General features: G+C 68.0%; 18 protein-coding genes. 9 read left to right on the top strand and 9 right to left on the bottom strand.

Annotated features, from left to right (window positions below; genetic code table 11):
* Positions 1-78: 78 nt before the first annotated feature.
* From F0U60_RS48205 to F0U60_RS48195, 3 genes are all read right to left on the bottom strand, one after another.
* The gene (locus F0U60_RS48205) at positions 79-1500 is read right to left on the bottom strand and encodes an IS4 family transposase (RefSeq protein WP_395810851.1); all 1422 of its coding nucleotides are present in this window, start codon (positions 1498-1500) and stop codon (positions 79-81) included.
* A 148-nt stretch (positions 1501-1648) separates the two neighbouring features.
* Positions 1649-2782, bottom strand: a complete 1134-nt coding sequence (locus F0U60_RS48200) for an NAD-binding protein (protein WP_395810849.1) — start codon at positions 2780-2782, stop codon at positions 1649-1651.
* Positions 2779-4359, bottom strand: a complete 1581-nt coding sequence (locus F0U60_RS48195; protein ID WP_395810847.1) for a cation:proton antiporter — start codon at positions 4357-4359, stop codon at positions 2779-2781. The genes F0U60_RS48200 and F0U60_RS48195 overlap by 4 nt, the downstream gene beginning before the upstream one ends.
* Positions 4360-4515: 156 nt before the next feature.
* Between F0U60_RS48195 and F0U60_RS48190 the strand changes: the two genes are divergently transcribed.
* Positions 4516-5037 (top strand): type 1 glutamine amidotransferase domain-containing protein, encoded by a 522-nt coding sequence (locus F0U60_RS48190; protein ID WP_395810845.1) that lies wholly within the window; start codon positions 4516-4518, stop codon positions 5035-5037.
* Positions 5038-5154: 117 nt separating this feature from the next.
* Positions 5155-6939: a hypothetical protein gene (locus tag F0U60_RS48185; protein ID WP_395810843.1), complete on the top strand. Its 1785-nt coding sequence runs from the start codon at positions 5155-5157 to the stop codon at positions 6937-6939.
* Between the two features lie 46 nt (positions 6940-6985).
* Here the strand turns inward: F0U60_RS48185 and F0U60_RS48180 are convergent, their stop codons facing one another.
* Positions 6986-8143, bottom strand: coding sequence for a PQQ-dependent sugar dehydrogenase (locus F0U60_RS48180; protein WP_395810841.1), 1158 nt, complete (start codon positions 8141-8143; stop codon positions 6986-6988).
* A 118-nt stretch (positions 8144-8261) separates the two neighbouring features.
* Between F0U60_RS48180 and F0U60_RS48175 the strand changes: the two genes are divergently transcribed.
* The 5 genes from F0U60_RS48175 to F0U60_RS48155 are packed head-to-tail and all read left to right on the top strand — an operon-like array spanning position 8262 to position 12910.
* Entirely contained in the window at positions 8262-8738 is a 477-nt protein-coding gene (locus F0U60_RS48175; protein ID WP_395810839.1) for a hypothetical protein, read from the top strand.
* Between the two features lie 36 nt (positions 8739-8774).
* On the top strand, positions 8775-9362 hold the full coding sequence (locus F0U60_RS48170; protein WP_395810837.1) for a hypothetical protein: 588 nt from the start codon (positions 8775-8777) through the stop codon (positions 9360-9362).
* A gap of 26 nt (positions 9363-9388) precedes the next feature.
* Positions 9389-9871: a hypothetical protein gene (locus F0U60_RS48165; protein WP_395810835.1), complete on the top strand. Its 483-nt coding sequence runs from the start codon at positions 9389-9391 to the stop codon at positions 9869-9871.
* Between the two features lie 30 nt (positions 9872-9901).
* Positions 9902-10489 (top strand): hypothetical protein, encoded by a 588-nt coding sequence (locus F0U60_RS48160; protein ID WP_395810833.1) that lies wholly within the window; start codon positions 9902-9904, stop codon positions 10487-10489.
* Between the two features lie 54 nt (positions 10490-10543).
* The gene (locus F0U60_RS48155; protein ID WP_395810831.1) at positions 10544-12910 is read left to right on the top strand and encodes a hypothetical protein; all 2367 of its coding nucleotides are present in this window, start codon (positions 10544-10546) and stop codon (positions 12908-12910) included.
* On the opposite strand, the gene F0U60_RS48150 is transcribed toward F0U60_RS48155, so the two are convergent.
* Positions 12877-13212 (bottom strand): hypothetical protein, encoded by a 336-nt coding sequence (locus F0U60_RS48150; protein ID WP_395810829.1) that lies wholly within the window; start codon positions 13210-13212, stop codon positions 12877-12879. The two genes, F0U60_RS48155 and F0U60_RS48150, sit on opposite strands and share 34 nt — an antisense overlap.
* Complete coding sequence (locus tag F0U60_RS48145) at positions 13209-14576, bottom strand: DUF2314 domain-containing protein (RefSeq protein ID WP_395810827.1); 1368 nt, start codon at positions 14574-14576, stop codon at positions 13209-13211. Before F0U60_RS48145 ends, F0U60_RS48150 begins: the two co-directional genes overlap by 4 nt.
* A gap of 129 nt (positions 14577-14705) precedes the next feature.
* Here F0U60_RS48145 and F0U60_RS48140 point away from each other — a divergent pair, with 129 nt between their 5' ends.
* On the top strand, positions 14706-15176 hold the full coding sequence (locus F0U60_RS48140; RefSeq protein WP_395810825.1) for a hypothetical protein: 471 nt from the start codon (positions 14706-14708) through the stop codon (positions 15174-15176).
* Between the two features lie 88 nt (positions 15177-15264).
* On the opposite strand, the gene glnA is transcribed toward F0U60_RS48140, so the two are convergent.
* Complete coding sequence (glnA, locus tag F0U60_RS48135) at positions 15265-16686, bottom strand: type I glutamate--ammonia ligase (protein ID WP_395810823.1); 1422 nt, start codon at positions 16684-16686, stop codon at positions 15265-15267.
* 192 nt (positions 16687-16878) lie between these two features.
* A complete protein-coding gene (gene yedA, locus F0U60_RS48130; protein ID WP_395810821.1) occupies positions 16879-17799 on the bottom strand; it encodes a drug/metabolite exporter YedA in 921 nt (306 codons plus the stop codon).
* A 440-nt stretch (positions 17800-18239) separates the two neighbouring features.
* Here yedA and hrcA point away from each other — a divergent pair, with 440 nt between their 5' ends.
* Entirely contained in the window at positions 18240-19271 is a 1032-nt protein-coding gene (hrcA, locus tag F0U60_RS48125; protein ID WP_203408415.1) for a heat-inducible transcriptional repressor HrcA, read from the top strand.
* Positions 19272-19336: 65 nt separating this feature from the next.
* On the opposite strand, the gene F0U60_RS48120 is transcribed toward hrcA, so the two are convergent.
* Positions 19337-22201: a carboxypeptidase regulatory-like domain-containing protein gene (locus F0U60_RS48120; RefSeq protein WP_395810819.1), complete on the bottom strand. Its 2865-nt coding sequence runs from the start codon at positions 22199-22201 to the stop codon at positions 19337-19339.
* Positions 22202-22246 lie beyond the last annotated feature (45 nt).

The raw sequence follows: 22246 nt of genomic DNA, 5'->3' as shown, positions 1-22246 counted from the left end.
TGTGGATAAAGGGTTCAACCCGAGTTCACCCGATACCCTCACCCTGTCCCTCTCCCGGAGGGCTGAGGATTGCACACGCTAGGCAGGCGGGGGGGCGGCGGAAAGGAACTGGGCAAGGGAGAAGCCCGCGACGTAGTCGCGCAGCCGTTCGTAGCCGCGCCAGAGGACGAGCCAGCCCGGAGGGCGCTTCTGCGGGTTGGCCATGTAACCGCCCAGGGCGGCGATGAGCAGCAGGGCCTGACGAAGCGTCAGCGCCCCTTGCAAGGGCATGCGTGGAGAGAGTTGGGGTGCCATGGCTTGGAGCACTTGCACCTCGGCCGGAGCCAGCACTGCGTCGGCGGGCTCATCCGGGAGGGTACGGCTCAGGGTGCGCAGGCGCAGCAACTTGACGGAGGTCAGCAGGGTGAGGGCGAGCAGGTTCTCCAGGTGCTCGCGTGCCTCGTGCTGACGCCCCTCCAGTCGGCAGCCCGTCTTCAGGGCCTTGTGCAATTCCTCAATGCCCCACCTCTTCTGGTAGGCCGTCACTGCGCCCCAGGCCGCCTCCTCACTTTCAATGGGCGCGTTGCTCAGCAGCAGCCACTCCACGGCTTTCTGTCCCTGTGGCGGCGCCTCTTCGCGCACCAGTACGCCCCACACCCGCACCGGCTGCCCACCCTGGCGCCCGGGGGGCAGCAGCGTGAGGGGGGCATAGCGCAGCGACAGCGTGGCGTCGCGTGCCGTGCGCGCCACCCTGTCGGCCCGGGCTGGCTGGGCCGACACGTGCAACGGCCGGCTGCCCACCACGGGTAACCCTTCCAGGGTGGCCCACAGCTTCCCCCCTTCCCCCTCCACTCGCCTGTCCTGGCCGGCGCGCACCAGCAGCTGAAAGCCCTCGCCGGTCGCGCGGGAGAGCAACTCGAAAATGTCTCCTTCGGCGTCGATGATGTGCAGCAGCCGCCCTGGCTCTCCCACGCGCTCTTCGGCCTCCACCAGGGCCCGCCACCACAAGACGCTCTCCTTCTGCTCGAAGGGCCGCTGCTTTCTGCTCTTGGCCTTGCCCCTTTGCGCGGCCGGGCGCTCCCAGGTGCACGCTCCCAGCACTCCAAAGGCGGCGCCGTCCGTCTGCACCACCAACGCCGTCTGCACGAAGAAGCCCTGACAGACGGGGTTGCCCACCTGTCCTACCCCGCTCATGGACAGGTGACTGAGTTCCACCTCGGTCCGGTCGTGCACGCACAGCGCCACTTCTCCCGCCAGCCCTTGTGCCACCGCCTTGCCCACTGTCTGGGCCGCCGGCTCCAGCAGCCTCTGGAAGCTGACGTCTTCATTCTCCACCATCCGGTAGGCCCCCATTCGCTCCGCCCGGCTGGTGCCCAATCGATTGAGGGTGACCCCAGGCTGCCCCTCCATCAGGTGAAGGGTGTGCAGCAGCCTGTCCCTCAGCCACACCTCGTCCTGGGGACCGAAACTCCCGGCCGGATAGAGAACCTCGTACGTCAGATACAATGCGGCAGCGTCCATGGGCTGCCTCCCTATCGGACCCTACCGCTCAAGTCATGCGCCTTCCTGCTTGCCCACCCCTTGCTCCCTCTCTCCCTCTGCGTGTGCATTCTTCAGCCCGGAGGGAGAGGGGAAATGGCCGCGGGTGTCAGCGAATGTTCCCAGGGGCTCAGCGCCCGAAGAGGCCCTTGCGCTTCTGGGGCCCCTTGTCCTGCTGTGCCATCCTCGCCAGCCGCTGCCCGAGGATGCGGCTCATCTCCAACGCGATGGCGGGGTTGCCCATCACCACGCTGCGGAAGTCATCCCGGCCCACGCTGGCCAGCTCGCACACGGTGCCGGCCACGGCGCTGGTGGCGCGAGGCTCGCCGGTGAGCAGGGCGATCTCTCCGAAGAATCCCCCGGGCTTCACCACCTCCACCAGACGCCCTCCCTCGGCCAGCAGGTTCACCTGGCCGGAGACGACCACGTAGAACGTCTCCCCCGCGTCGCCCTTCTTGAAGATGGCCTCTCCCGCCTCCTTGCGCAGGTACTCGGCGCCGCGCACCACTGTGGTGAGCTCCTCGGCGCTCAGCGGCGCGAGGAAGTCCACCTTGCGCAGCATCTCGGCGAGCGGCGTGTCCTCCTGGCGCTGGGGCTCGAGGGTGAGGCACTCCACGGCTCGAGCCAGCTCGGCGCGGCGCGCCACGAGGATGACGGTGTGCCCCGCGCGCAGCGTCGTGTTCCCGTCCGGAAGCGTGATGCGGCCCTCCAGGTCCACCAGGCCGATGAAGACGCACTCGCGCGGGAAGTTCGGCATGCCGCGCACCTGCGCCACCGTGCGGCCCGCCACCAGGGCCTTCGCGCTCACCTCCAGCTCGAAGAGGATGACGTGCCCGGCCGCCAGCGGCAGCGAGCCCGCCACCTGCGGAAAGTCGATGGCCGTGGTCATCTTCGCCACCACCACCTCGGCCTCCTCCACCAGCTCGCTCACCCCGGCGAGCCGGTAGGCCTGGCGGTAGCGGCTGTCCAACATGCGCACCATGACGCGCGCGCGGCTCATGGAGCGCACCAGCGTGGAGAAGGCCAGGTTCTCCGCGTCTCGCGCCAGCACTCCGGCCGCGATGTCCGCGCCAGAGATGCCCGCTGACTCCAGCACCTGCGGGTCGTTGGCGTCCCCACACACCGTCACCACCCCGATGTCCTCGAAGAGCCGGTTGCAGGTGTTCTGGTCCCGATCCACCACCGTCACATGGTGGTGCTCCGCCACCAGCCTCGCCGCCAGCGCCCCGCCCACCCGTCCACCGCCCGCGATGATGATCTTCATGACGCCTTCCTCTCGCTGCCCGCCTCGCCTTCCGGGGCCCCCGACAACACGTGCTCCAACTCCAGCGTGCGCTCGTCCAACCGCGCGAGCTGCGCCTCGGCGGTGGCCTCGGGGATGAGGCCGGAGCGCCGGGCCTCCAACAGCGCCGTGCGCTCCGCGTCGATGAGGCGGCGACGCGTGGCCAACACGATCTTCGCTCCCTGCGCCAGGTGCTGCTCACTCAACCGCCGCAGCTCGCGCTCGGCGCTGGCGATGCCCACCTGGTAGTCGCTGCGCAGGTGCTCGTACGCCGCGCGGGGGATGAGCCCCTGGTCATGCAGCTGCTCCAGCTCCTGGCGCGCGCCGCGGCTGGCGATGAGGCGGGCCTGCTGCTCGGCCACCGCGTAGGCCACCGGGTCCTCCTGGAAGAGGCCGAGCCGCTGGAGGATGCCCGTGAGCGCCAGCCCCTGGATGACCAGGGACAGGAAGGTGACGCCGAAGGCGATGGCCACCAGCAGCTCGCGCGCGGGCGTGGCCTCGGGCAAACCGAGCGCCAGACCGATGGAGAGCGCGCCCTTGATGTTGCCGAGCACGAAGACGTGCTGCCAACGCAGGGGGACAGCCTCGGAGGGGCGAGTCAGACGCAGCAGCAGGAAAGGCAGGTAGATGGCCACCGCTCGCCCAGCGAACACACACGCCACCGCGAGCACCGTCTGGGGCATGTAGCGCACCAGCGTCTCCGGCTTGGTGGTGAGCCCCACCGACAGGAAGAGGAAGGTGTTCACCCCGAAGGCGGCGTACTCCCAGAAGGAGTGGATGGCCACCTGGCTCTGTGGGGCCACGTGACGCCGCAGGTTGATGCCCGTGCTCAGCCCGGCCGTTACCGCGGCGATGGCTCCCGACATGTGCAACTGCTCGCCGATCACGTAGGAGGCGAAGGCCAGTGCCGTGGTCACCATGATCTCCGCGAGCGGATCCTTGGTGTGGCGGATGATGAAGCCGGCTGCGAGCCCCAGGGTGAGGCCAATGGCCAGTCCTCCCAGGGTGGCCCCCAGCACCTTGGCGCTGAGCAGCGGCAGTGACAGCGAGCCCTCGCCATTCACCACCACACGGGCGATGGCCGCGTAGGCCACGAGCGCGGTGCCGTCATTGAAGAGGCTCTCTCCCTGCATGATGCCGGAGAGGCGCCGGGGCACGGGTGCGCGGCGGAAGGCGTAGAGGATGGAGACGGTGTCGGTGACGGCGAGCATGGCCCCGAGCAGCAGCGCGGGCCCCCAGGCGAGCGCCAGGGTGAAGTGGAGCGCCGTGCCGGTGGCGGCGATGGCCAGCACCATGCCCAGGGTGGCCAGGGTGGCGATGGGCAGGAGGTTGGCGCGCACGTTGGCCACGTCCGCGGTGATGCCGCCCTCGAAGAGCAGCAGCGGCAGGCAGACGAGGAAGACGACCTCCGGGTTGAGGGGAGGGACGCCCGTCAGGATACCCGCCACGGAGAGGATCATCCCTCCCACCACCAGCGCGACGTTGTACGGAATGCGCACGCGCTTAGCGGCGATCGCGAGCGAGCTGGCGGCCACCATCAGGCCGATGATGAGGGTCATCTCAAGGTGCAAGGCAGGGCCAAGATTCGCAGATGCGCGAGATGCCTGCACGGGTTGAGTGCACTGCCTCCCCCGTCCAGCGAGCAGGGGGCCTCGGGTACAGTGAGAGCGTGCCCATCTTCTGCGCTTGAAACTCGATGCAGGGGAGGAGAAACGATGGGTCGAAGCGTGAAGGTGGCGTGTCTGCTGGGACAGGGCTTCGAGGACTCCGAGTTCCGCAAGCCCTATGACGCGCTGAGACAGGCCGGGCACGTGGTGGACGTCATCGGCACGAAGGCCGGGGAGCACCTCGAGGGCAAGCAGGGCAAGGAGGACGTGAAGGCGGACAAAGGCATCGGGGACGTGCGGCCCGAGGACTACGACCTGCTCTTCATCCCCGGTGGCTACTCGCCGGACCACCTGCGGCACGACACGCGCTTCGTGGACTTCGTGCGCGCCTTCGATGATGCACGGCGCCCCATCGCGGCGGTGTGCCACGGACCCCAGTTGATGATGTCGGCGGGCATCGTGCACGTGGGCCGCAAGCTGACGGCGTGGGACACGGTGCAGAGCGACCTGCGGTACACGGGCGCGGAGGTGGAGGATCAGCCCGTGGTCATCGACGGCAACTGGGTGACGAGCCGCAAGCCGGATGATCTGGAGCAGTTCAGCCGAGCCATGCTGAACGCCGTCCAGTAGCAGCGCGTCGGTGGTTGTCGCACCGGGGGGGGAGGGGGAGGCGAGCCCCTGCGCGGGTGCCTCGGGAGCCAAAGGGAAGGCGGGATGACGCGGGAAGGCCTTTCGGTTCCGGGGGCCATGACGAAACACACCATCGTGTCGCTTGCCTTCCTGGTGTTTGCGGCCTGCGGGCCCGAAACGCCTGGAGACCTTGCCTCGGACAACCAGGAGCCTCGCCTGGAGAACCGCGAGGCGGCTGTTGTTACCCCCCCGGCGGGCAACATCCCCACGGGACTTCCCTCGCGCCTGCTGGTGGGCCTCTTCGAGGACACCGGACAGACGTGGATGAAGGACAGCAAAGTGTCCTGGGATGTGCGTTACCGCTACCTGACCAAGGGGTGGATCAACAACTGGGGCTGGTCGGCCGCAGATGGATCCTACGCGCTGGACTACATGAAGGAGTCCTCTGCTCAGGGCTTCCTTCCAGCCATCCAGTACTACCAGCTCAACGGCGAGCCTGGAGGTGGCGAGGCCCAGAACCTCGCCAAGGTGCAGGACGTCACCACGATGAAGAATTACTACTCCGACTTCAAGACGCTGATGCAGAAGGCGAAGGAGTTCGGCAAGCCCGTGCTGGTGATGATGGAGGCGGATGGCTACGGGTTCTTGCAGCAGCAGTCCAAGGACAACCCCAACACCCCCGCGGCGGTCGCGTCCACGGGGATTCCGGAGCTGGCGGGACTGCCCAACACGGTGGCCGGATGGGGGCTCTCCTTCCTCCAGCTGCGCAAGGCGGTGGGCGCAAACAACGTCATCCTGGGCATCCACATCTCGGGGTGGGCCAGTAGCAAGGACATCGCACACTACTCCGTGACGGACCCGCTGCAGCCGGAGGTGGACAAGGTCTACAACTTCCTCAAGCCGCTCGGTCTGGGCACCAACGTCACGGGGGCCACCTATGACGTGCTGGTGGGAGACCCGCTCGATCGCGACGCGGACTTCTTCAAGCTCGTCCAGGGCCAGGACCGGTGGTGGGACGCGAACGACAATGCCTCCATCTCGTCCAAGAGCTTCAACCGGTACGCCGAGTGGCTGCGGCTGTGGAACGTGACCTCGGGCAAGCGCTGGGTGCTGTGGCAGATCCCCGAGGGCAACTCCAACAGCGCGAACGTGGCCAACAACGACAGCAACGCGCCGCGCGCGGGCTACAAGGACAACCGCTCCGAGTACTTCTTCGGTACCGGCGGAGACAAGCACCGGGAGAAGTTCGCCAGCAGCGGGGTCATCGCGCTGCTGTTCGGACGGGGCGAGGGCCAGCAGGCCTCGCACCTCACCGACGTCTACACGGACGGCCAGCTCTTCCTGAAGAGCCGCGCGGGCGCCTTCCTGAAGGCCGGTGGCCTGGCCATCCCCGCGACGGGCTCCACGACCCCTCCGCCGACGAATCCTCCGACCAACCCTCCGACGAATCCCGGCACGGACAACGCGCCGTACAACTTCGAGTCGGGAACGCAGGGGTGGGCCTTCTCGGGTCCGGGTATCACCGGGGTGGCCTCGTCCACCGCGCGGGCCGCGGTCGGCAGTCGCTCCCTCGCGGTGACGATGGGCGGCACGGCGTCCGGGACGTCTCCGGTCTACGTCGACAATCCCTCCGCGACCGCGGGCAAGACGGTGTCCTTCCGGTTCTGGCTCCCGGCGGGCAGCCGCATCACGGCCCTCCAGCCCTTCGTGCAGCAGGGGGCTGCGGCCAACTGGCTGTTCACGTCGAAGTGGGTGCCTGTCTCGACGCTGAAGACCGGTGACTGGAACACCGTCAGCGTGCAGGTGCCCGCGGGGGCGACGCCGCTGGCCAAGCTCGGCATTGATATCATCACCGATGCCGTCTGGTCCGGCACGGTGCATATCGACTCGGTGAGCTGGTGAGTCCGAGGAGCCGCGTGCGGAAGTCGGGCACGCGGCTCCTTCCGTTTCAACGACGGATGCGCAGGATGACGTCCTTGCGCGCCTCGCAGTCCCCCCGGCCATCGCAGTTGCTGGTGGTGACGTAGAGGTGGCCATCCGGGCCCATGATGGTCTCTCTCAGACGGCCCCACTGGTCGCGCAGGTACACCTCGTGCTGAGCAACCTGGCGGGGGTTGTCCTGGGAGAAGACCACGCGGTGCAGGTGACTCGAGCCGAGCGTGCCGATGAGCAGCGAGCCCTTCCACTCGGGGATGGCGGTCCCGGTGTAGATGGCGGCACCGCCCGGGGGCGCTGCGTCGTCCCAGGTGAGTGAGGGGGTGACGAACCCCTCGGCGGACTCGCAGCTGTAGACGGTGGGCCAGCCCAGGTTGTCTCCCTTTCGCACCACACTGACCTCATCGTGGCCGCGGCGCAGCGTGTCGCCGCTGGGCCCGTGGTCGGTGAAGTAGAGGGTGTCGTTGTCCTTCCAGTCGAACCCCTGGGTGTTGCGCACGCCGAGGAGGAACGCGGGGTTGCCCGGGAAGGGATTGTCCGCGGGCACCTGCCCGTCGGGCGTGAGGCGCAGCAATTTGCCCGAGGGCGTATCCCGGCTCTGCGCGTTGTCCGGCTCGCGGGCGTCGCCCGTGCCCACGTAGAGCATGCCGTCCGGGCCGAAGCGGATGCGTCCGCCATCGTGGTACTTGGCGCCTGGGATGCCATCGAAGATGACGCGCTCGAAGGTGGCGGTGGCGTGGTCCTCGGAGAGGGTCCAGCGCTCCACGCGGTTGCGCGTCGAGCCGCCCTCGTCCGTGGTCACGTAGATGTAGAACTGCCGGGTGCTCGTGAAGTGGGGATGGGCCGCGATGCCGAGCAGGCCGCTCTCTCCGGTGGAGGTGATCTTCACGGTGGCGACGGGAGCAGGCTGGAGCGCTCCATTGCGCAGCAGGCGGATGCGGCCAGGGCGCTCGGTGACGAGGGCGTCGCCACCCGGGAGCCAGGCGATGCCCCACGGCACCTCGAGTCCCTCGGCGACGACGTCGACGGTGATGGGCACGGTGCCGTTAGGGCCGAAGTCATCCTCGACGAGGATGCAGTCGGGAGCGGTCAGCTGCTTCACCTGAGTCCGACGGCAGCCGGAGGTGACGGCGAGCAGCAGCAAGGTGGAGAGCACGAAACAGGTACGCATGCCGCATCTATGCCGGGCGGGCGGGCAGTCTGCCACCGGACTCTTGTGGGCGAGTCGGGCGCTGGACGCGTGGGGACTGCGCATAGCCTCCTCCGGAGCTGTGCTCCGGGAGGTGGTGATGCGGCGTTCCGCTTTGCTGCTCGGGCTTGGCGCCCTGCTCTGCGCGACGGCTTGCGTGTCGCTCGTCGGTGGGGACGGTGGAGAGGGCGGTGGGGGCGGCATCTCGCCGTCGCAGTTCATGTTCGAGCCCTACGTACCTGCGGATTTACTGGAACCAGGTGGGTGGAAGGTCGCGCGGGTCATCATCACATTGGTGCGCAAGTCAGATGAGGGAGTTCGATTCGTTCCCTGCCAGGTCCAGGTCGAGGTGCCGGAGAGCAACTATCGTGGTGTCGTTTCCAATGAGTTCGCACAGCAGGAAGCTGCGAAGGCGGCAGATACGGCCGTGGAGCGTGTGCTTCCACAGGGACTCATGTCGGCGGAGATGTGCAAGCGGTTCCGCGACGAGATGCAGAGGCTATTGCAAGGGGCTGTTCCTGGGACGCGTGTCAATGAGTTCCTCGAACGCCGAGGCTCCAGACAAAAACGGCCCTGAGTGTTACCTGGATACCCTGCGTTGGAGCGTAGACAGATGAGTGTCGATATCTCTGCCCCACAACTCCTCGAGTTGGTCCACCGCTACTACCCCACGAACCTCTACAGCAGTGAGGCGGGCTACCACGAATCGGAGCAGTACCAACGCCTGGAGAAGGCGCGTGACGTGGCGATGGGGCAGTCGGCGATCTGGAAGGGATGTCTGGCCCGGCTCAGAGAAGCTTTACCGGAGTGCAAGGTGCAGGACTGGACTGCGCTCTTCTCGAATGACAACTGCTGGCGCGTCCGGGTGTACCTCCCTGAGGTCCTGAAGCTTCCTGGTGGATCCGAGGAGGTTCGCACAGTGGTCGTTCTGGTGAGCATCCTCGTGCCTGTGTACGTGCTCTACAGCTCGTTCCAGCAATACTCGGAGAAGGGAGCATCCCCCTCGCGGACCTTCTATGAGGACGTGCCGGAGACGAAGTCCCATGCGGACAAGATCGACGCCATCGTGCGGGACGTGCTCCACGTTCACCGTCTACCCAACGAGACGCTCTTCACGCCTGTTCCCGACATCCAGGTGCGCAACACCAGCCTTGGCGAGGCGAAGTTGATCGACTGTCTCTTCACCGATGACCGGTGGTAGAGCGGGCTGTGCTCCGGGAGGTGGTGATGCGGCGCTTCGCCTTGCTGCTCGGGCCTGTTGTCGTGCTCTGCGCGACGGCTTGCGTGTCGATCGTCGGTGGGGACGGTGGAGAGGGAGGTGGGGGCGGCATCTCGCCGTCGCAGTTCATGTTCGAATCCTACGTGCCACCCGATTCACCGTGGCCCGGTGGGTGGAAGGTCGCGCGGGTCATCATCAATCTGGCACGTAGTTCGGGCGAAGGACTGCGGATTGTTCCGTGTCAGGTTCAGGTTGAAGTGCCGGAGCGCAACCGGGGTGGGGTCATCTCCGATGAGTTCGCTCAGCAGGAAGCCGCGAAGGCCGCGGATGCCGCGGTGGAACGTGTACTTCCGCAAGGGCTCCTCTCGGAAGAGATGTGTCAGCGGTTCCGTATGGAGATGCGGAAGATATTGGAAGTCCCCATTCCCGGAGTGCGTGTCCGTAGATTCATCGACATGAAAGGAGTCTCGAACAAACGTAGCTCCCCCTGAGCTCCTCAACCTTGTATTGGAGCAAGTGCCATGAATGAGGACATCTCCGCCTCTCGGCTCATCGAACTGGTTCACCAGTACTACCCCGTCAACCTGTATGGCGGTGAAGAGGGCTACGATGATTCAGAGCAGTACCAGCGCATGTTGGCGCTGCGCGAGCAGGCACTGAAGAGCCCGATGAGTTGGAAGAGGCTCCTCGCTCGGCTGACCGAGTCGCTACCGGAGTGCAAGGTGCAGGACTGGACCGCGCTCTTCTCGGACGACAACTGCTGGCGCGTCCGGGTGTACCTCCCCGAGGTCCTGAAGCTTCCGGGTGGAGCCGAAGAGGTTCGCGCAGTGGTCGTGCTGGTGAGCATCGTCGCGCCTGTGTACGTGCTCTACAGTTCGTTTCAGCAACACTCGGAGAAGGGGGCCTCTCCCTCGCGGACTTTCTATGAGGATGTGCCCGAGACGAGGCCCTATGTGGACAAGGTCGAGGCCATCGTGCGGGACGTGCTCCACGTTCACCGTCTGCCCAACGAGACGCTCTTCACGCCTGTTCCCGACATCCAGTGCGGCAACACCCGCCTCGGCGAGGCGAAGTTGATCGACTGTCTCTTCACCGATGATCGGTGGTAGAGGGCTTTCGGGCCCGTGAACTCCTCAGACGACCGCGTATATGGTCCGTCCAGAATGCCCCTGTCCCAGCAGGCCAAGACGCGCATCTCAGTGGTGGCCATCGCCTTCCTGGCCCCGCTGCTCTACTTCCATCGGGCGACCTTCTCCGGCGACATCTTCATCTCGCGCGACATCCTCCGGGTCTACTACCCGCTGAAGAAGTACTGGGCCGAGCGCGTGTCTCAGCTCCAGTTCCCGGACTGGTATCCCTATGACGGGCTGGGGCAGCCCTTCACGGGCATGGTCATCTCCGGGGCGTTCCACCCGGCCAACATCCTCTACCTGCTGCTGCCGTTGGGTTTGGCGCTCAAGGTCATCACCCTGCTGTCCTACGTGGCCGCGTTGGGCGGCACGTATCTGTTCGCTCGGCTGTGGGGGATGGGACGAGGCGCCGCGCTGCTCTCCGCCTTCACCTACGCGCTGTGCGGCTACATGGTGGGCATCAGCAACAACCTGCTCTACCTGATGGCGGCCGCCACGTTCCCCTGGGCCCTCTGGGGCGCCGAGCGTTTCCTGCGCCAGCCTTCCGCGGGCCGCGCGGCCACCGCTGCCATTCCGCTGTGCCTCGTGCTCCTCTGTGGTGACCCGCAGAGCTTCGCGGTGTGCAATGGCCTGCTGCTGGTGCTCGCGCTGCTGAGGCCAGGCCGTGCCGACATGTCGCGGGCGTTGCCGAGGGCGGGGGTGCTCATCGTGCTCGGTGCGCTCCTGTCCGCGGTCCAACTCGTCCCGGCCTTCACCGTCATCCGAGAGGCAGCACCCAACGCGGGGACTCTCGCCAAGGCGACGGCCTTCTCCTTCCATCCGCTGCGGCTGCTCGAGCTGCTCCTTGGGCCTCTCTTCGTGGACCCCGAGGTGGGCGCGGTGAGCTCGCCCTCGCTGGCCAATCAGGTGTTCGACTCCGGCATGGGCTCGCTCTGGGTGAGCTCGGCGCACTTGGGGGTCACGGCTTTCCTGCTCCTGCTGGCGGCCCTCTGGACACACCTGCGCCACCCGATGACCTGGAAGGTCGCGGGGCTCGCGCTCCTGTTCCTCGTGCTCACCCTGGGCCGCAACCTGCCGCTGTACGGGTGGCTCTACGAGTGGCTCCCGCTCTGGCGCTCCTTCCGCTACCCGGAGAAGCTGCTCCCCTATTTCCTCTTCCTCTGCGCGCTCGGCGTGGGCGCGGGGTTGGAGGCCGTCCAGCGAGAGCCCGCCACGCGACGGCGCACCCTCCAGTTGGGGCTGGTGCTCGCGGCGCTCTGCGGCGTGTTGGCCTTGGGCGAGGGCCTGTTCCAAGTGCTCTCGCAGGGCGTCATCGGCTCGCTGTGGAAGCGGCCCGAGCCCTTTGTGCTCGAGTACATCCACGACAACGTCATTCACCTGTCCTGGATGGCCGTCGGTGCGCTGCTCCTTTCCTGCCTGGTGCTGGGGGGAGTGGAGAAGCCCGGGCTGCGCGCGGGCCTGCTCGCGGGGGTTCAGCTCGGCTCACTCTACCTGGCCAATGAGAGCACGTACCACGTGTCCTTCGCGGAGCTGCTGGAGCAACCCGTCAGCACGGTGAACACGCTCCTCCAGCGCGAGCCGGATACGGGCGCTGGCAGGCCTCGCGTGATGGGGGCGGTGGAGGGGCTCGTTCCGGCCGAGGTGCCGGGGGTGAGTCCTCAGGACAGCGCGTTCTTCACCCTGGTTGCGGCGCTCGAGCCGGACACGCCGGGACTCTGGCACCTGGAGAGCGCCATTCCCTATCTCCCCGCCACCTCTCGCCGTTACGGCCTCGTGCGCACCTCCTCCCGAGACTGGTGGGAGCGCGTCGGCGGGCTGTTCCACGTGCGCTACGCCAGCGTGAATGCGCGGACGTTCCGGGGCAACCCGGACAGCGTCGTCGGTGGAGACCGTCTGCTGGGCGTGGTGCTCATCCAGAATCCCCGCACGCTCCCACGGGCCTACCTGGCCATGCCCCTGTGCGCCTCGGACGAGCGGTCCGCGCGGGAGCTGCTCCTCTCCGCGTCCTTCCAGCCGGGCCGGCAGGTGGTGCTCGAGTGTCCAGCCGCGGAGCCCTCGGGAGCGCCCACGGAAGGGGAGCTGGGGCAGGTGTCCTTCCTTCGCTATGCGCCGGAGCACGTGGAGCTCGAGGTGAAGGCGGAGCGGCCCGCGGTGCTCGTGCTCAACGACGCGTGGTATTCCGGGTGGAGCGCCACCTTGGATGGCGAGCCCGTCTCCTTGCTCCCCGCCAATGTCGCGGTGCGCGGAGTGCGAGTCCCCGCCGGTACACACCGGGTGCTCTTCACGTACCGCACCCCCGGCCGGGACGTCAGCGTGGCCATTTCGCTGGGCACCCTGGCGCTGCTCGCACTCGCGACGCTCGCGAGCTACCGGCGGCGTCCCGCGAACCACTCGGCATAGGGGGTGTTCTCAACGAGGTGGCGGTTGAAGTCCGGGGCGCCGTCGGTCCACCACGGCGCTCCCCGCTCTCCGAGCGCCACCTTCGCCCGGTGCACCCGCGCCCGGGCCTTTCGCTCGGCCTCCAGGTCGCCCGAGCGCAGCGCGCGGCCCACGTCCCGCCGTGCGTGCATCAGCGCTTCCACCAGGAGCGCGCGCTGCGAGGGGCCGAGCGCCGGATTCGAGTGCCGCCACAGCCGCCCCTCCACCACGAGGTAGCGTCCATCCGGGGTGGTGAGCGGCTCGGCTTTCGGCTTGGGGCTCAACGTCCTTCTTCGCGGCGCATGAGAATGCGGCTGCTCTCGCCGCCCTCCTCGGTCCCATCGGGGCGCGTGTAGAGGTAGTCGTCCACCTCCGGCAGGGTGACGCTCACGCTCGAGCCACGGCGCAGCCCGCTCACCCCGAAGGGCTCGTTGGCGAGCGTGCCGCGCAGCCGGTCCTTCTCCCACGCGGTGACCTCGAACCACATGTGCTCGGAGCTGCCGTCATCGGTGCGGAAGCCCGCCTTGACCATCAGCTGCTCGGGGGGGTGCAGTCCCTTCTCCACGCGAGGCCGCAGCTCGTTGAGCCGGGTCCGGGCCTTGCGCGCCACCGCCTCCAGCTCGGCGTCTCCCGGTTTGACGGGGGTGATGTTGTCGGGCTTCTTGCCGAAGAGCGTGTCGAGCGCCGCCAGTTGCCGCTCGTGCGGCGTCCCGTTGCCCGGGAAGGACAGCTCGAGCAGGTGGTTCTCCGGATCTCCCCGATCGCGCCTGGCCTCAATGGCCCGCAGCTTCATGCTCCGGCGCGCGTCCTTCTGCGTCCTGGCCTCGAGCTGGTTGCGCGCCCGGATGTGTTTCACGCGCGTCAGGTCCACGTTCAACGTTCCATCCGCGGACAGCGTGAGGCCCTCGGCCAGCAACTGCGCGACGCCGTTGAGGAGCACGCCCATCTCCTGCGTCATCGAGCGCGGCACCTGCTCCACCACGAGGTCCGGCAGGCCGAGCTTCCCCATCCCCAGGGTGATGAAGCGCACGTTCTCATCCTCGCCGTACACGTGCACGGTGATGTGCGCCTGCACGAAGGGCGTGTTGGTGTACCAGGTGTCCATCCGCTCCTGCTTCCAGTGCTGGGGCGCGTAGTACTCGCGCGTCTCGGCGTCCCACAGGAAGGCCCCGTGCTCGGCGGCGAGCTGGTGGGCGAAGCGCGTGGCCTCCTGGAGCGACTCGTTGCGCTTGGCGAAAGGCACGTGGAAGGACAGCTTCGTGGCGTGCTGCGCGCCCATCAGGCGCTTGCGCTCCTCGTCGTTCAGCCTCCGGGCGAAGTAGCGCAGGTAGTACTCCTCGAGGTGTTCGATATCCTCGGTGGGGACCGAGCGCACGTCGACCTCGGGGGCGGGCGCGCCGGGCTTCCACGTTCCGGCGAGCTTCTTGTAGTTCGACGTCAGCAGCGTGCGCGCACCCGCGACCACGTCACCCTTGGGCGGGGTGGGGTGGTACAGCACCACCGAGTAGGTGATGTCCTTCGAGTGGAGCAGCGGTGCGGGGAAGGCGGTGCCCGCTGGGGGCGAGGCGCTTGGCTTGCTCGCGTGGGCCAGGGGCGCGAGGCACAGCAGCAGCACACCGAGCAGCCGCGCGGCGCGAGGGAGGGGCATGGAAGGACTCCAAGAGGAAGATCGTGTGAGGCTACGGCACGCATCATCCCCACATCTCTGACGTGAGGCCAACGCCCCTCGTCCTATTCAGGACCTCCGGCCCTGGCGGGATGAAGTAGCCTGCTTCCCATGGCAGCGGGGGACAGAGAACTGAGGGACACCCTGGAGCGACTCCAGGTGGAGTTGCGCGAGGCGAAGGGCGAACTGGCCCGGAGCCGAGCCGAGGTGGAGAGATTGGAGCGGGTGGAGGCCGAGCTTGCCGCCGCCGACTCCCGCGCACGCGAGGCGGAAGCGGCCTTCGAGCGAGCGCTCTACCATCTCAACCGCTTCCGCCAGGAGCGCAGGCTCGCGCCCGTGGACTCCAAGGCGCTCGCGAGCGAGCCCCTCGAGTCCTCGGACGACGAGGTCTTCTGGTTGTACCGCCTGGAGTCGAGGGCCCGTTTCATCAAGGGCGCCGCCGTGGGGGCCGTGCTCGGCCTGGCTTTCTTGCGTTTCTTCCAGTCCTTCCCGCCGCCCTCCTCCGCCACCAGGCTGGGCATCATCGTGGGCACCGCGCTGATCTCGGGCCTGATCTGGAAATGGCTCTACGACATCCGCTGAACCCGGGCCCGAGCTCCCCTGGCGCCAGAACGACGATGGGGCGCTCCGGTCTCCCGGAAGCGCCCCGTTGTCACTCAGGAGGCCGCGCTCAGATGTCGAAGTAGAGCTGGTACTCCATGGGGTGCGGACGCAGGCGGATGGCGTCCACTTCCTTCTGCTTCTGCTCAATCCAGCTGTTGAGCGAGTCCTCGCTGAAGACGTCGCCCTTGAGCAGGAACTTGTGGTCCTTCTTCAGGCAGTCCAGCGCCTCCTCCAGCGAGCCCGGCATCTTCGGCACGTCCTTGAGCTCCTCGGGAGACAGGCCGTAGATGTCCTTGTCGAGCGGCTCGCCCGGGTCGATCTTGTTCTCGATGCCGTCGAGGCCGGCCATGAGCTGCGCGGCGAACGCCAGGTACGGGTTGCAGCTCGGGTCCGGCGAGCGGAACTCCAGGCGCTTGGCCTTGGGGCTCGCGCTGAACATGGGGATGCGGATGGACGCGCTGCGGTTGCGGCTGGAGTACGCCAGGTTCACCGGCGCCTCGTAGCCCGGCACCAGGCGCTTGTACGAGTTGTTCGTCGGGTTGCAGATGGCCGCCAGCGCCCGCGCGTGCTTGAGGATGCCGCCGATGTAGTGCAGCGCCATCTCGCTCATACCCGCGTAGCCCTCGCCGGCGAACAGGGGCTTGCCGCCCTTCCACAGCGACTGGTGCGTGTGCATGCCGCTGCCGTTGTCCCCGTACAGGGGCTTGGGCATGAACGTCACCGTCTTGCCGTGCCGCGCCGCCACGTTCTTCAGCACGTACTTGAACCACATCAGGTTGTCGGCCGTCTTCACCAGCGTGTCGAAGCGGAAGTCGATCTCCGACTGACCTGCCGTGGCCACTTCGTGGTGCTGGCGCTCCACGGTGATGCCCACCTCACCGAGGATGCGGCACATCTCGTCGCGCATGTCGTTGTGCGCGTCCGTGGGCATCACCGCGTTGTAGCCATCCTTGAAGCCCGGCTTGTAGCCCAGGTTGCCGCCCGGCTCCTCGCGGCCCGAGTTCCACGCGCCCTCGATGGAGTCCACCTCGAAGAACATGTGGTGCGGGTCCGTGCTGTAGCGCACGCTGTCGAAGATGAAGAACTCGGCCTCGGGGCCGAAGAAGGCCGTGTCCGCGATGCCCGTGCTCTTGAGGTACTTCTCCGCGCGCGCGGCGATGTTGCGCGGATCCCTCATGTACTGCTCCTTGGTGATGGGATCGCTCACGTTGCACAGCAGCACCAGCGTGGGCGTCTGCGTGAACGGGTCCATCACCGCGGTGTTCGGGTCCGGCATCACCAGCATGTCGGAGTTGTGGATTTCCAACCAACCCTTGATGGACGAGCCGTCGAAGCCGAGGCCCTCCTCGAAGATGCCTTCCTGCAGCTCGTGCAGGGGTACCGCGAAGTGACGCCAACGACCGATGAAGTCGATGAAGCGCAGGCTCACCATCTGCGCGCCGTGCTCCTTCGCGAACGCCAGCACGTCCTTCGCCGTCTTGGTGGTCATGGTTCCGGAGTCCTTTCCTGCCGGGTGGGTACTTCACTTCTCAGGGCGTCGCGGACACTAGGAACGAGCACCGCCAGAGGAAAGAGGAACGTGCGTAGGGCGTGACAATCCGCCCGCGCTCCAGGGGGGAGAGCGGGGGGTTCACGTCATCGTGATGACATTCGGGCTTGACGCGACCGTGAGTTCGGGACGTCAGCGCTTGGAGCGGGTGATGAGCACCACCGAGCCGAGGATGGCGCCCATGGCCATGAAGCCCCAGACGCTCAGCGACTCGCCGGCCAGGAAGGTGCCCAGCAGCACGGCCACCATGGGGTTCACGTAGGCGTAGCTCGTGGCGACCGCGGGCCGGGCGTTGCGCAGCAGGTAGCCGTAGGCGCTGAAGGCCACCAGCGAGCCGAAGACAATGAGGTAGCCCACGGAGAGCAGGGCGCGCGGGGGCGGCAGCGTGGTGAGGTGCTCGCCCATGCAGGCGCTGACCAGGAAGAACATGACCCCACCGGTGAGCATCTGCGTGGCGGTGGACATCAGCCCTCCGGCCAGGGGCAGCCGGCGCGACCAGATGGAGCCAAAGGCCCAGCTCACCGGCCCCACCAGCAGGGCGAAGGTGGCCCACAGGTTGCCGCTCATGTCGCTGCCCAGGTTGAGCAGGATGAGGCCGCAGAAGCCGATGGCCAGGCCCCAGCGCTCGGCGCGTCCGGGCCACTGGCCGAAGATGCCCCCGAAGAGCGCCGTCCACAGCGGCACGCTGCCCACCACGAGGGCCGCCAGGCCCGAGGGGACCCACTGCTGCGCGAAGACCACGCTGCCATTGCCCATCAGCAGCAGGAGGAAGCCCATGAGCGCGCCCGCTCCCCACTGGCGCAGCGAGGGCCTGGCGTACCCGCGCAGCCGCAGCACCGCGTAGAGGATGACGCCGGCGATCGTGAAGCGCACCCCCGCCATGAGGAAGGGCGGGAAGCCTCCGCGCAGCGCCCAGTGAATGGCCAGGTACGTTGACCCCCAGATGACGTAGAGCGCGAAGAGGCAGAAGACGAGAATCCCGCGATTCTGCTCCGCGGGCGCGGTGTCCGCGGGCAGTGTCGCGGCGGGAATGGACGTGGTGGCGGAAGACAAAGCGCCGCGCTTTTAACGCCCTGCTCCGCACCTCGCGATGTACTCCGTCGAACCACCCTGGAGGCCGAGTGTCCGGTTGCTCAGAGCACAGCGGCGGATAGACACGAGGTTGGCGGTCTTTCGTGCTCCAAGCGTCCCGTTCGGTGCTGGGACTTCAGGACATTGTTCGTCTGGACGGGGCGACGAAGGGCCCTGGTCCTTATCCATGAAGGAGGCCGTCCCTGCCGCTTATGGTGGCCCTGAGCCATGTGTGGGCAGGTGGCGGACGGTGGCCTGCTCGGTGGGTTCGTGACCGGTATCTCGTCCAGGCGCCGTAGGGGACCCCCGTCCAGCGGGCGGGGGGATTGAACCGGCCCCTCCAACTTCTTAATCTTTCAGGGCATTCTCGATGTTTTCGCCGACCATCGTGGGCGGAACGCCATTGGGGAGCGTGAGGAAGGATGTCCGAGGAGCTGGGTGAGCGCGAGAAGGAAGTCCTCCGCGCCGTCGTTCAGGAATACATCGCCACGGGTGGCCCCGTTGGGAGCCAGCATCTCGCGCGCAAGCCGGAGTTTGATGTGTCCTCCGCCACGCTGCGCAACGTGCTGGCGGACCTGGAGGAGCTGGGCTTCCTCGAGAAGCCGCACACCTCCGCGGGACGGGTGCCGACGGATCGGGGCTACCGCTTCTACGTAGACACCATGGTGCGGCTGAAGGACCCCGCGCCACGTGACCGCGAGCTCATCCACGCGGGGTTGGCGCACGAGTCGGGGATGGAGGAGCTGCTCGCGGAGGCCTCGCGCCTTCTGCACTCGCTCACCCGGCACGCGGGCGTCGTCGTCACGCCGCGCCCGGACGCAGCCGTCTTCCACCGGATTGAGTTTGTGCGGCTGCGAGAGGACCGCGTGCTGGCCATCCTGGTGGGGCAGAACGGCCAGGTGCACAACAAGCTGTTGTCGGTGGACTTCCCCGTCACCTCGGACGAGCTGCTCAAGGCGAGCAACTACCTGTCCGAGCTGCTGCACGAGGTGACGCTGGAAGAGGCGCGCGAGCGCATCCGCGCCGAGCTGGACCACGACCAGGAGCTGTACAACGCGCTGACGGCCAAGGCGCTGAAGCTGGGGGCGGCGGCCACGGACCTGCAGACGGGGGAGCGGGTGCTCATTGAGGGCACGGGCTCGTTCCTGGAGCAGCCCGAGTTCGCCGACGTGGAGCGGATGCGTGCGCTCTTCAAGGCGCTGGGGGAGAAGCACAAGCTGCTGGCGCTGTTGGACCGGGTGCAGCGGGCGCGCGAGATGCAGATCTTCATCGGCACCGAGAGCGAGTTCTCCTCGGCGGGCGACGTCACAGTCATCGCGAGTCCGTACGGAAGCCGCGAGCAGGTGCTGGGAACGGTGGGAGTCATCGGGCCCACGCGGATGAACTACCAGCGCATCATCCCGCTGGTGAACTTCACGGCGCAGGTGCTCTCGCTGGCGTTGGACAAGGCCTAACTCCACGCCACTCCCTCTCCCTCTGGGAGAGGGTCGGGGTGAGGGTATGTTGCCTCCACTGAGGTTCAGTCGGCCCGGGTAATCCGCAACGTCTGCTCCGCACCGCCCGAGCGCCGCACGGTCACCTGCACGGGAGAGCCAGGGGGCCCCTTCGTGCGGCTGTCGGCCTCGAGCCGGTTGCGCACCACCAGCCCATCGACGGCCAGCAACAGGTCTCCCACACGTACTCCGGCCCGAGCGGCTGGACCCTCCGGCGTCAGCCACGCAAAGGACACCTGGCCGCGAGCCTCGCTGAAGCCCGCGCCGACGGAGCCCTTATCCGCCTTGCGCGGCGTCACCCGAATATCGCCGAGGTCCACGGCCTCGCTCGTGGCCACCGTGACAGGGCGAGCCTCAGGGGTGCCGCCGGTGGCGAGCAGTTGCACGGTGTGTGAGCCCGGTGTCACCTCGTCCAGGCGGAAGCGACCATCGGGGCCCGTGTACGTATCGGCCCGAGTGCTCGGCGGGTGGTCCAGGGAAACACCCACGCCCTGGGCGGGCTCGCCCGAGTCACTCCACACCGTGCGCCCGGAGATGGAGGACGCGCCACCGGTCAGCAGCACCTCCACGTCTGCGCGCTGTCCTGGGGAGAGCGTCACCTGCGTCTCACCGGTGCGTCCATCGGTGGTGCGCACGCTCACCCTCAGTGGCCAGGCGGGTGCGTCGGTCATCAGGAACTCGTTGCCCGGGAAGGTCCGCTGCGCATCGCGAGCCCACTCCGGCACGGAGCCATCTGCGTTCAACAGGCGCAGCGAGAAGCCGCTGGGAGGGGGGCCATTGCGTGCCGCCACCACGCGTCCCCGGAGGGTGGCTGCGGGCCGGAGCTGAAGCCTCTGCTCGCTCGAGCCGTTCGTGACAGGGGTGGGCTCGCTCAACCGGCCCGTGTTGTACGCCTGCAGCGTCAGGGTGGTGGGCTGTCCATGGGGCGGAAAGCTGAAGTGCCCCTCGCCGTTGGCCTGCTGGGTGATGGAGAAGGGGAAGTCTCCGCCCTGGGTTGCCACCACCACGGCATGGGGACTCGGCGCTCCCGAGGGCTCCAGCACCAGGCCCCGCAGCCCGCGCTCGTCCAGCAACGTCAGGTCCAGGGTCACGGTGGCGCCGGCCTCCACGGTGACCGCGGGGTCGTCCACGTTGAAGAAGACGTAGGAGGCACCTGGCAGCACGGCGGTGAGCTGGTAGACGCCCGCGGGCAGCTCGAGCTGGTAGTGACCTTCCGCGTCCGTGTCGGTGAGGCCCATGTCGAGCACGCCGCCCTGGCCCTGCTTTGCCATCGCGCGGACCAGGGCGGGCTCGGGCAGTGGCGCGCCCGAGGATTGCGTCACCCGGCCCATCACCCTGCCCGTCTCCGAGAGGGTGAAATCCACGCGGGTCCGCGCGCCCGTGCTGAGCTGGACCGTCCTGCTCGCCCACACGGCCGAGCTGTCCTGTCTGGCGCGCACCAGCACCGTGCCCACGGGCAGCCCTTCCAGGACGAAGGCCCCCGCTGCGTCGGTGCGCGTGAAGTGCTCCTCGCCCGAGGCGCCCCGCATCAGCCCCGCGCGCACGGCCACGCCAGCCAGGAGGCCTCCGCGTGCATCCGACACCGTGCCTTCCACCGACGCAGTGCCCTCCAGGCGGAAGTCCGCCACGGTGTGCCGATTCGCCTCCACCACCAGCCCCTCGCGCGAGGTGCCCGTATGGCCCGGGGCCGACACCGTCACGTCGTAGTCTCCCGGTGGCAGCTCCAGCGCATAGTGGCCCGCCGCGTCCGTCCGCACGCGACCCAGCTCACCGCCCGCGCCCGCCGGGCTGACCGCCAGCAAGACATTCTCCACGGGCCTCGCGTCCGCGCCGTGCGTCACCGTGCCCGACAGGTGCCCGGAGGCACCGAGCCGTACCGTGAGATCTCGCACGGTCTCTCCGGGTGCCACGACGATGAGGCCTGGTGCCCGTCCCACCTGCTGGCCCTTGTGGGCAATGACCCAGTACGTCCCGCCAGGCACCTCCAGGGAGAAGCCACCGCCCGCGCCCGTGGTGGTCCGGAAGCTTGAGGGCCCACCCAAGACCCGCACCTCCGCGTCAGGTGCTGGCTGTCCGTCCGAGCCCAGGACGAAGCCCTCCAGGGTCGAGGCTGACCACAGTCCCACCACCAACTCGCCAGAGGCGGGCACGGAAACAAAGCGCAGGGTCCGCGGGCTGAAGCCCGGAGCTTCCGCCACCAACTCGTAGCGGCCCGGCGCGAGCCCGGTGAAGCCGAAGCGCCCGCGCTCATCGCTCGTGGCCACCGCCACCTCTTCAGGCAGCGCGTGGGCCCGCGCTGAGGGCCTCGACTCGGTGTACGGGCGGAGTGTCACCTCGGCCAGGGGGACGGGATCTCCCTCGCGGCCCTCGGCCACCGTGCGTCCCCGCAGTGGGACACCGGCCGGCAGCGACAGCTCCACCTCCGTCTCCGACTCACCCGTGGGTCGGGGCACCTCGCGCCGCGCGGGAGCCATGCCTTCGGCGCGGGCGGTGAGGAGGTAGAGGCCCGGTGCCGCGGGCAGTCGCAGCGTACCGTCCTCTGCCGTCGTCCCTTCACCCGCACGACGCCACGTGGGCTGACCCAGGCTGTTGTCCGGGCCCTTCGCCCAGGCCCGCACCGTCGCCCTCGAAACGGGAGCGCCCGAGGCCACCACCCGCACCACGAAGCTGCCATCGGCCAGCGTCGCGGGCGTGTCGAGCGGAGGAGTCGGGCGCGGAGGCGGACGGGTGGAGGCGTTGTCGCTATGCCCGGGACGCGCGGAGGGCCGGGCCGCGAGGGTCACCGTGCCGGAGGTCTGTTCCTGACGCTGAGGGCGGAGCCACAGCAGGAGAAGTGCCGCGACGGACAGGAGCGCGGCCACCATGAGCGGGAAGAGGGGACGTTGGCGCACGGGCTGCTCCGCGATGGGGGCAGGTCGACAACCCTTCCCCGTCGC

The organism is Archangium minus, assembly GCF_044360475.1.
In the GTDB taxonomy this organism is placed as follows: Bacteria; Myxococcota; Myxococcia; order Myxococcales; family Myxococcaceae; genus Archangium; species Archangium minus.
Note: the sequence above shows the minus strand (reverse complement) of the source record. Positions and strands in the feature narration are given on the sequence as shown.

Excerpts from the sequence above, each read along its gene's own strand:
- F0U60_RS48165 (WP_395810835.1), top strand. The coding sequence starts at position 9,389 with ATGCGGCGCTTCGCCTTGCTGCTCGGGCCTGTTGTCGTGCTCTGCGCG.
- hrcA (WP_203408415.1), top strand. The coding sequence starts at position 18,240 with ATGTCCGAGGAGCTGGGTGAGCGCGAGAAGGAAGTCCTCCGCGCCGTC.
- F0U60_RS48170 (WP_395810837.1), top strand. The coding sequence starts at position 8,775 with ATGAGTGTCGATATCTCTGCCCCACAACTCCTCGAGTTGGTCCACCGC.
- F0U60_RS48195 (WP_395810847.1), bottom strand. The coding sequence starts at position 4,359 with ATGACCCTCATCATCGGCCTGATGGTGGCCGCCAGCTCGCTCGCGATC.
- F0U60_RS48190 (WP_395810845.1), top strand. The coding sequence starts at position 4,516 with ATGGGTCGAAGCGTGAAGGTGGCGTGTCTGCTGGGACAGGGCTTCGAG.
- F0U60_RS48180 (WP_395810841.1), bottom strand. The coding sequence starts at position 8,143 with ATGCGTACCTGTTTCGTGCTCTCCACCTTGCTGCTGCTCGCCGTCACC.
- F0U60_RS48155 (WP_395810831.1), top strand. The coding sequence starts at position 10,544 with ATGCCCCTGTCCCAGCAGGCCAAGACGCGCATCTCAGTGGTGGCCATC.
- F0U60_RS48205 (WP_395810851.1), bottom strand. The coding sequence starts at position 1,500 with ATGGACGCTGCCGCATTGTATCTGACGTACGAGGTTCTCTATCCGGCC.
- F0U60_RS48140 (WP_395810825.1), top strand. The coding sequence starts at position 14,706 with ATGGCAGCGGGGGACAGAGAACTGAGGGACACCCTGGAGCGACTCCAG.
- F0U60_RS48200 (WP_395810849.1), bottom strand. The coding sequence starts at position 2,782 with ATGAAGATCATCATCGCGGGCGGTGGACGGGTGGGCGGGGCGCTGGCG.
- F0U60_RS48160 (WP_395810833.1), top strand. The coding sequence starts at position 9,902 with ATGAATGAGGACATCTCCGCCTCTCGGCTCATCGAACTGGTTCACCAG.
- glnA (WP_395810823.1), bottom strand. The coding sequence starts at position 16,686 with ATGACCACCAAGACGGCGAAGGACGTGCTGGCGTTCGCGAAGGAGCAC.
- F0U60_RS48185 (WP_395810843.1), top strand. The coding sequence starts at position 5,155 with ATGACGAAACACACCATCGTGTCGCTTGCCTTCCTGGTGTTTGCGGCC.
- F0U60_RS48175 (WP_395810839.1), top strand. The coding sequence starts at position 8,262 with ATGCGGCGTTCCGCTTTGCTGCTCGGGCTTGGCGCCCTGCTCTGCGCG.
- F0U60_RS48145 (WP_395810827.1), bottom strand. The coding sequence starts at position 14,576 with ATGCCCCTCCCTCGCGCCGCGCGGCTGCTCGGTGTGCTGCTGCTGTGC.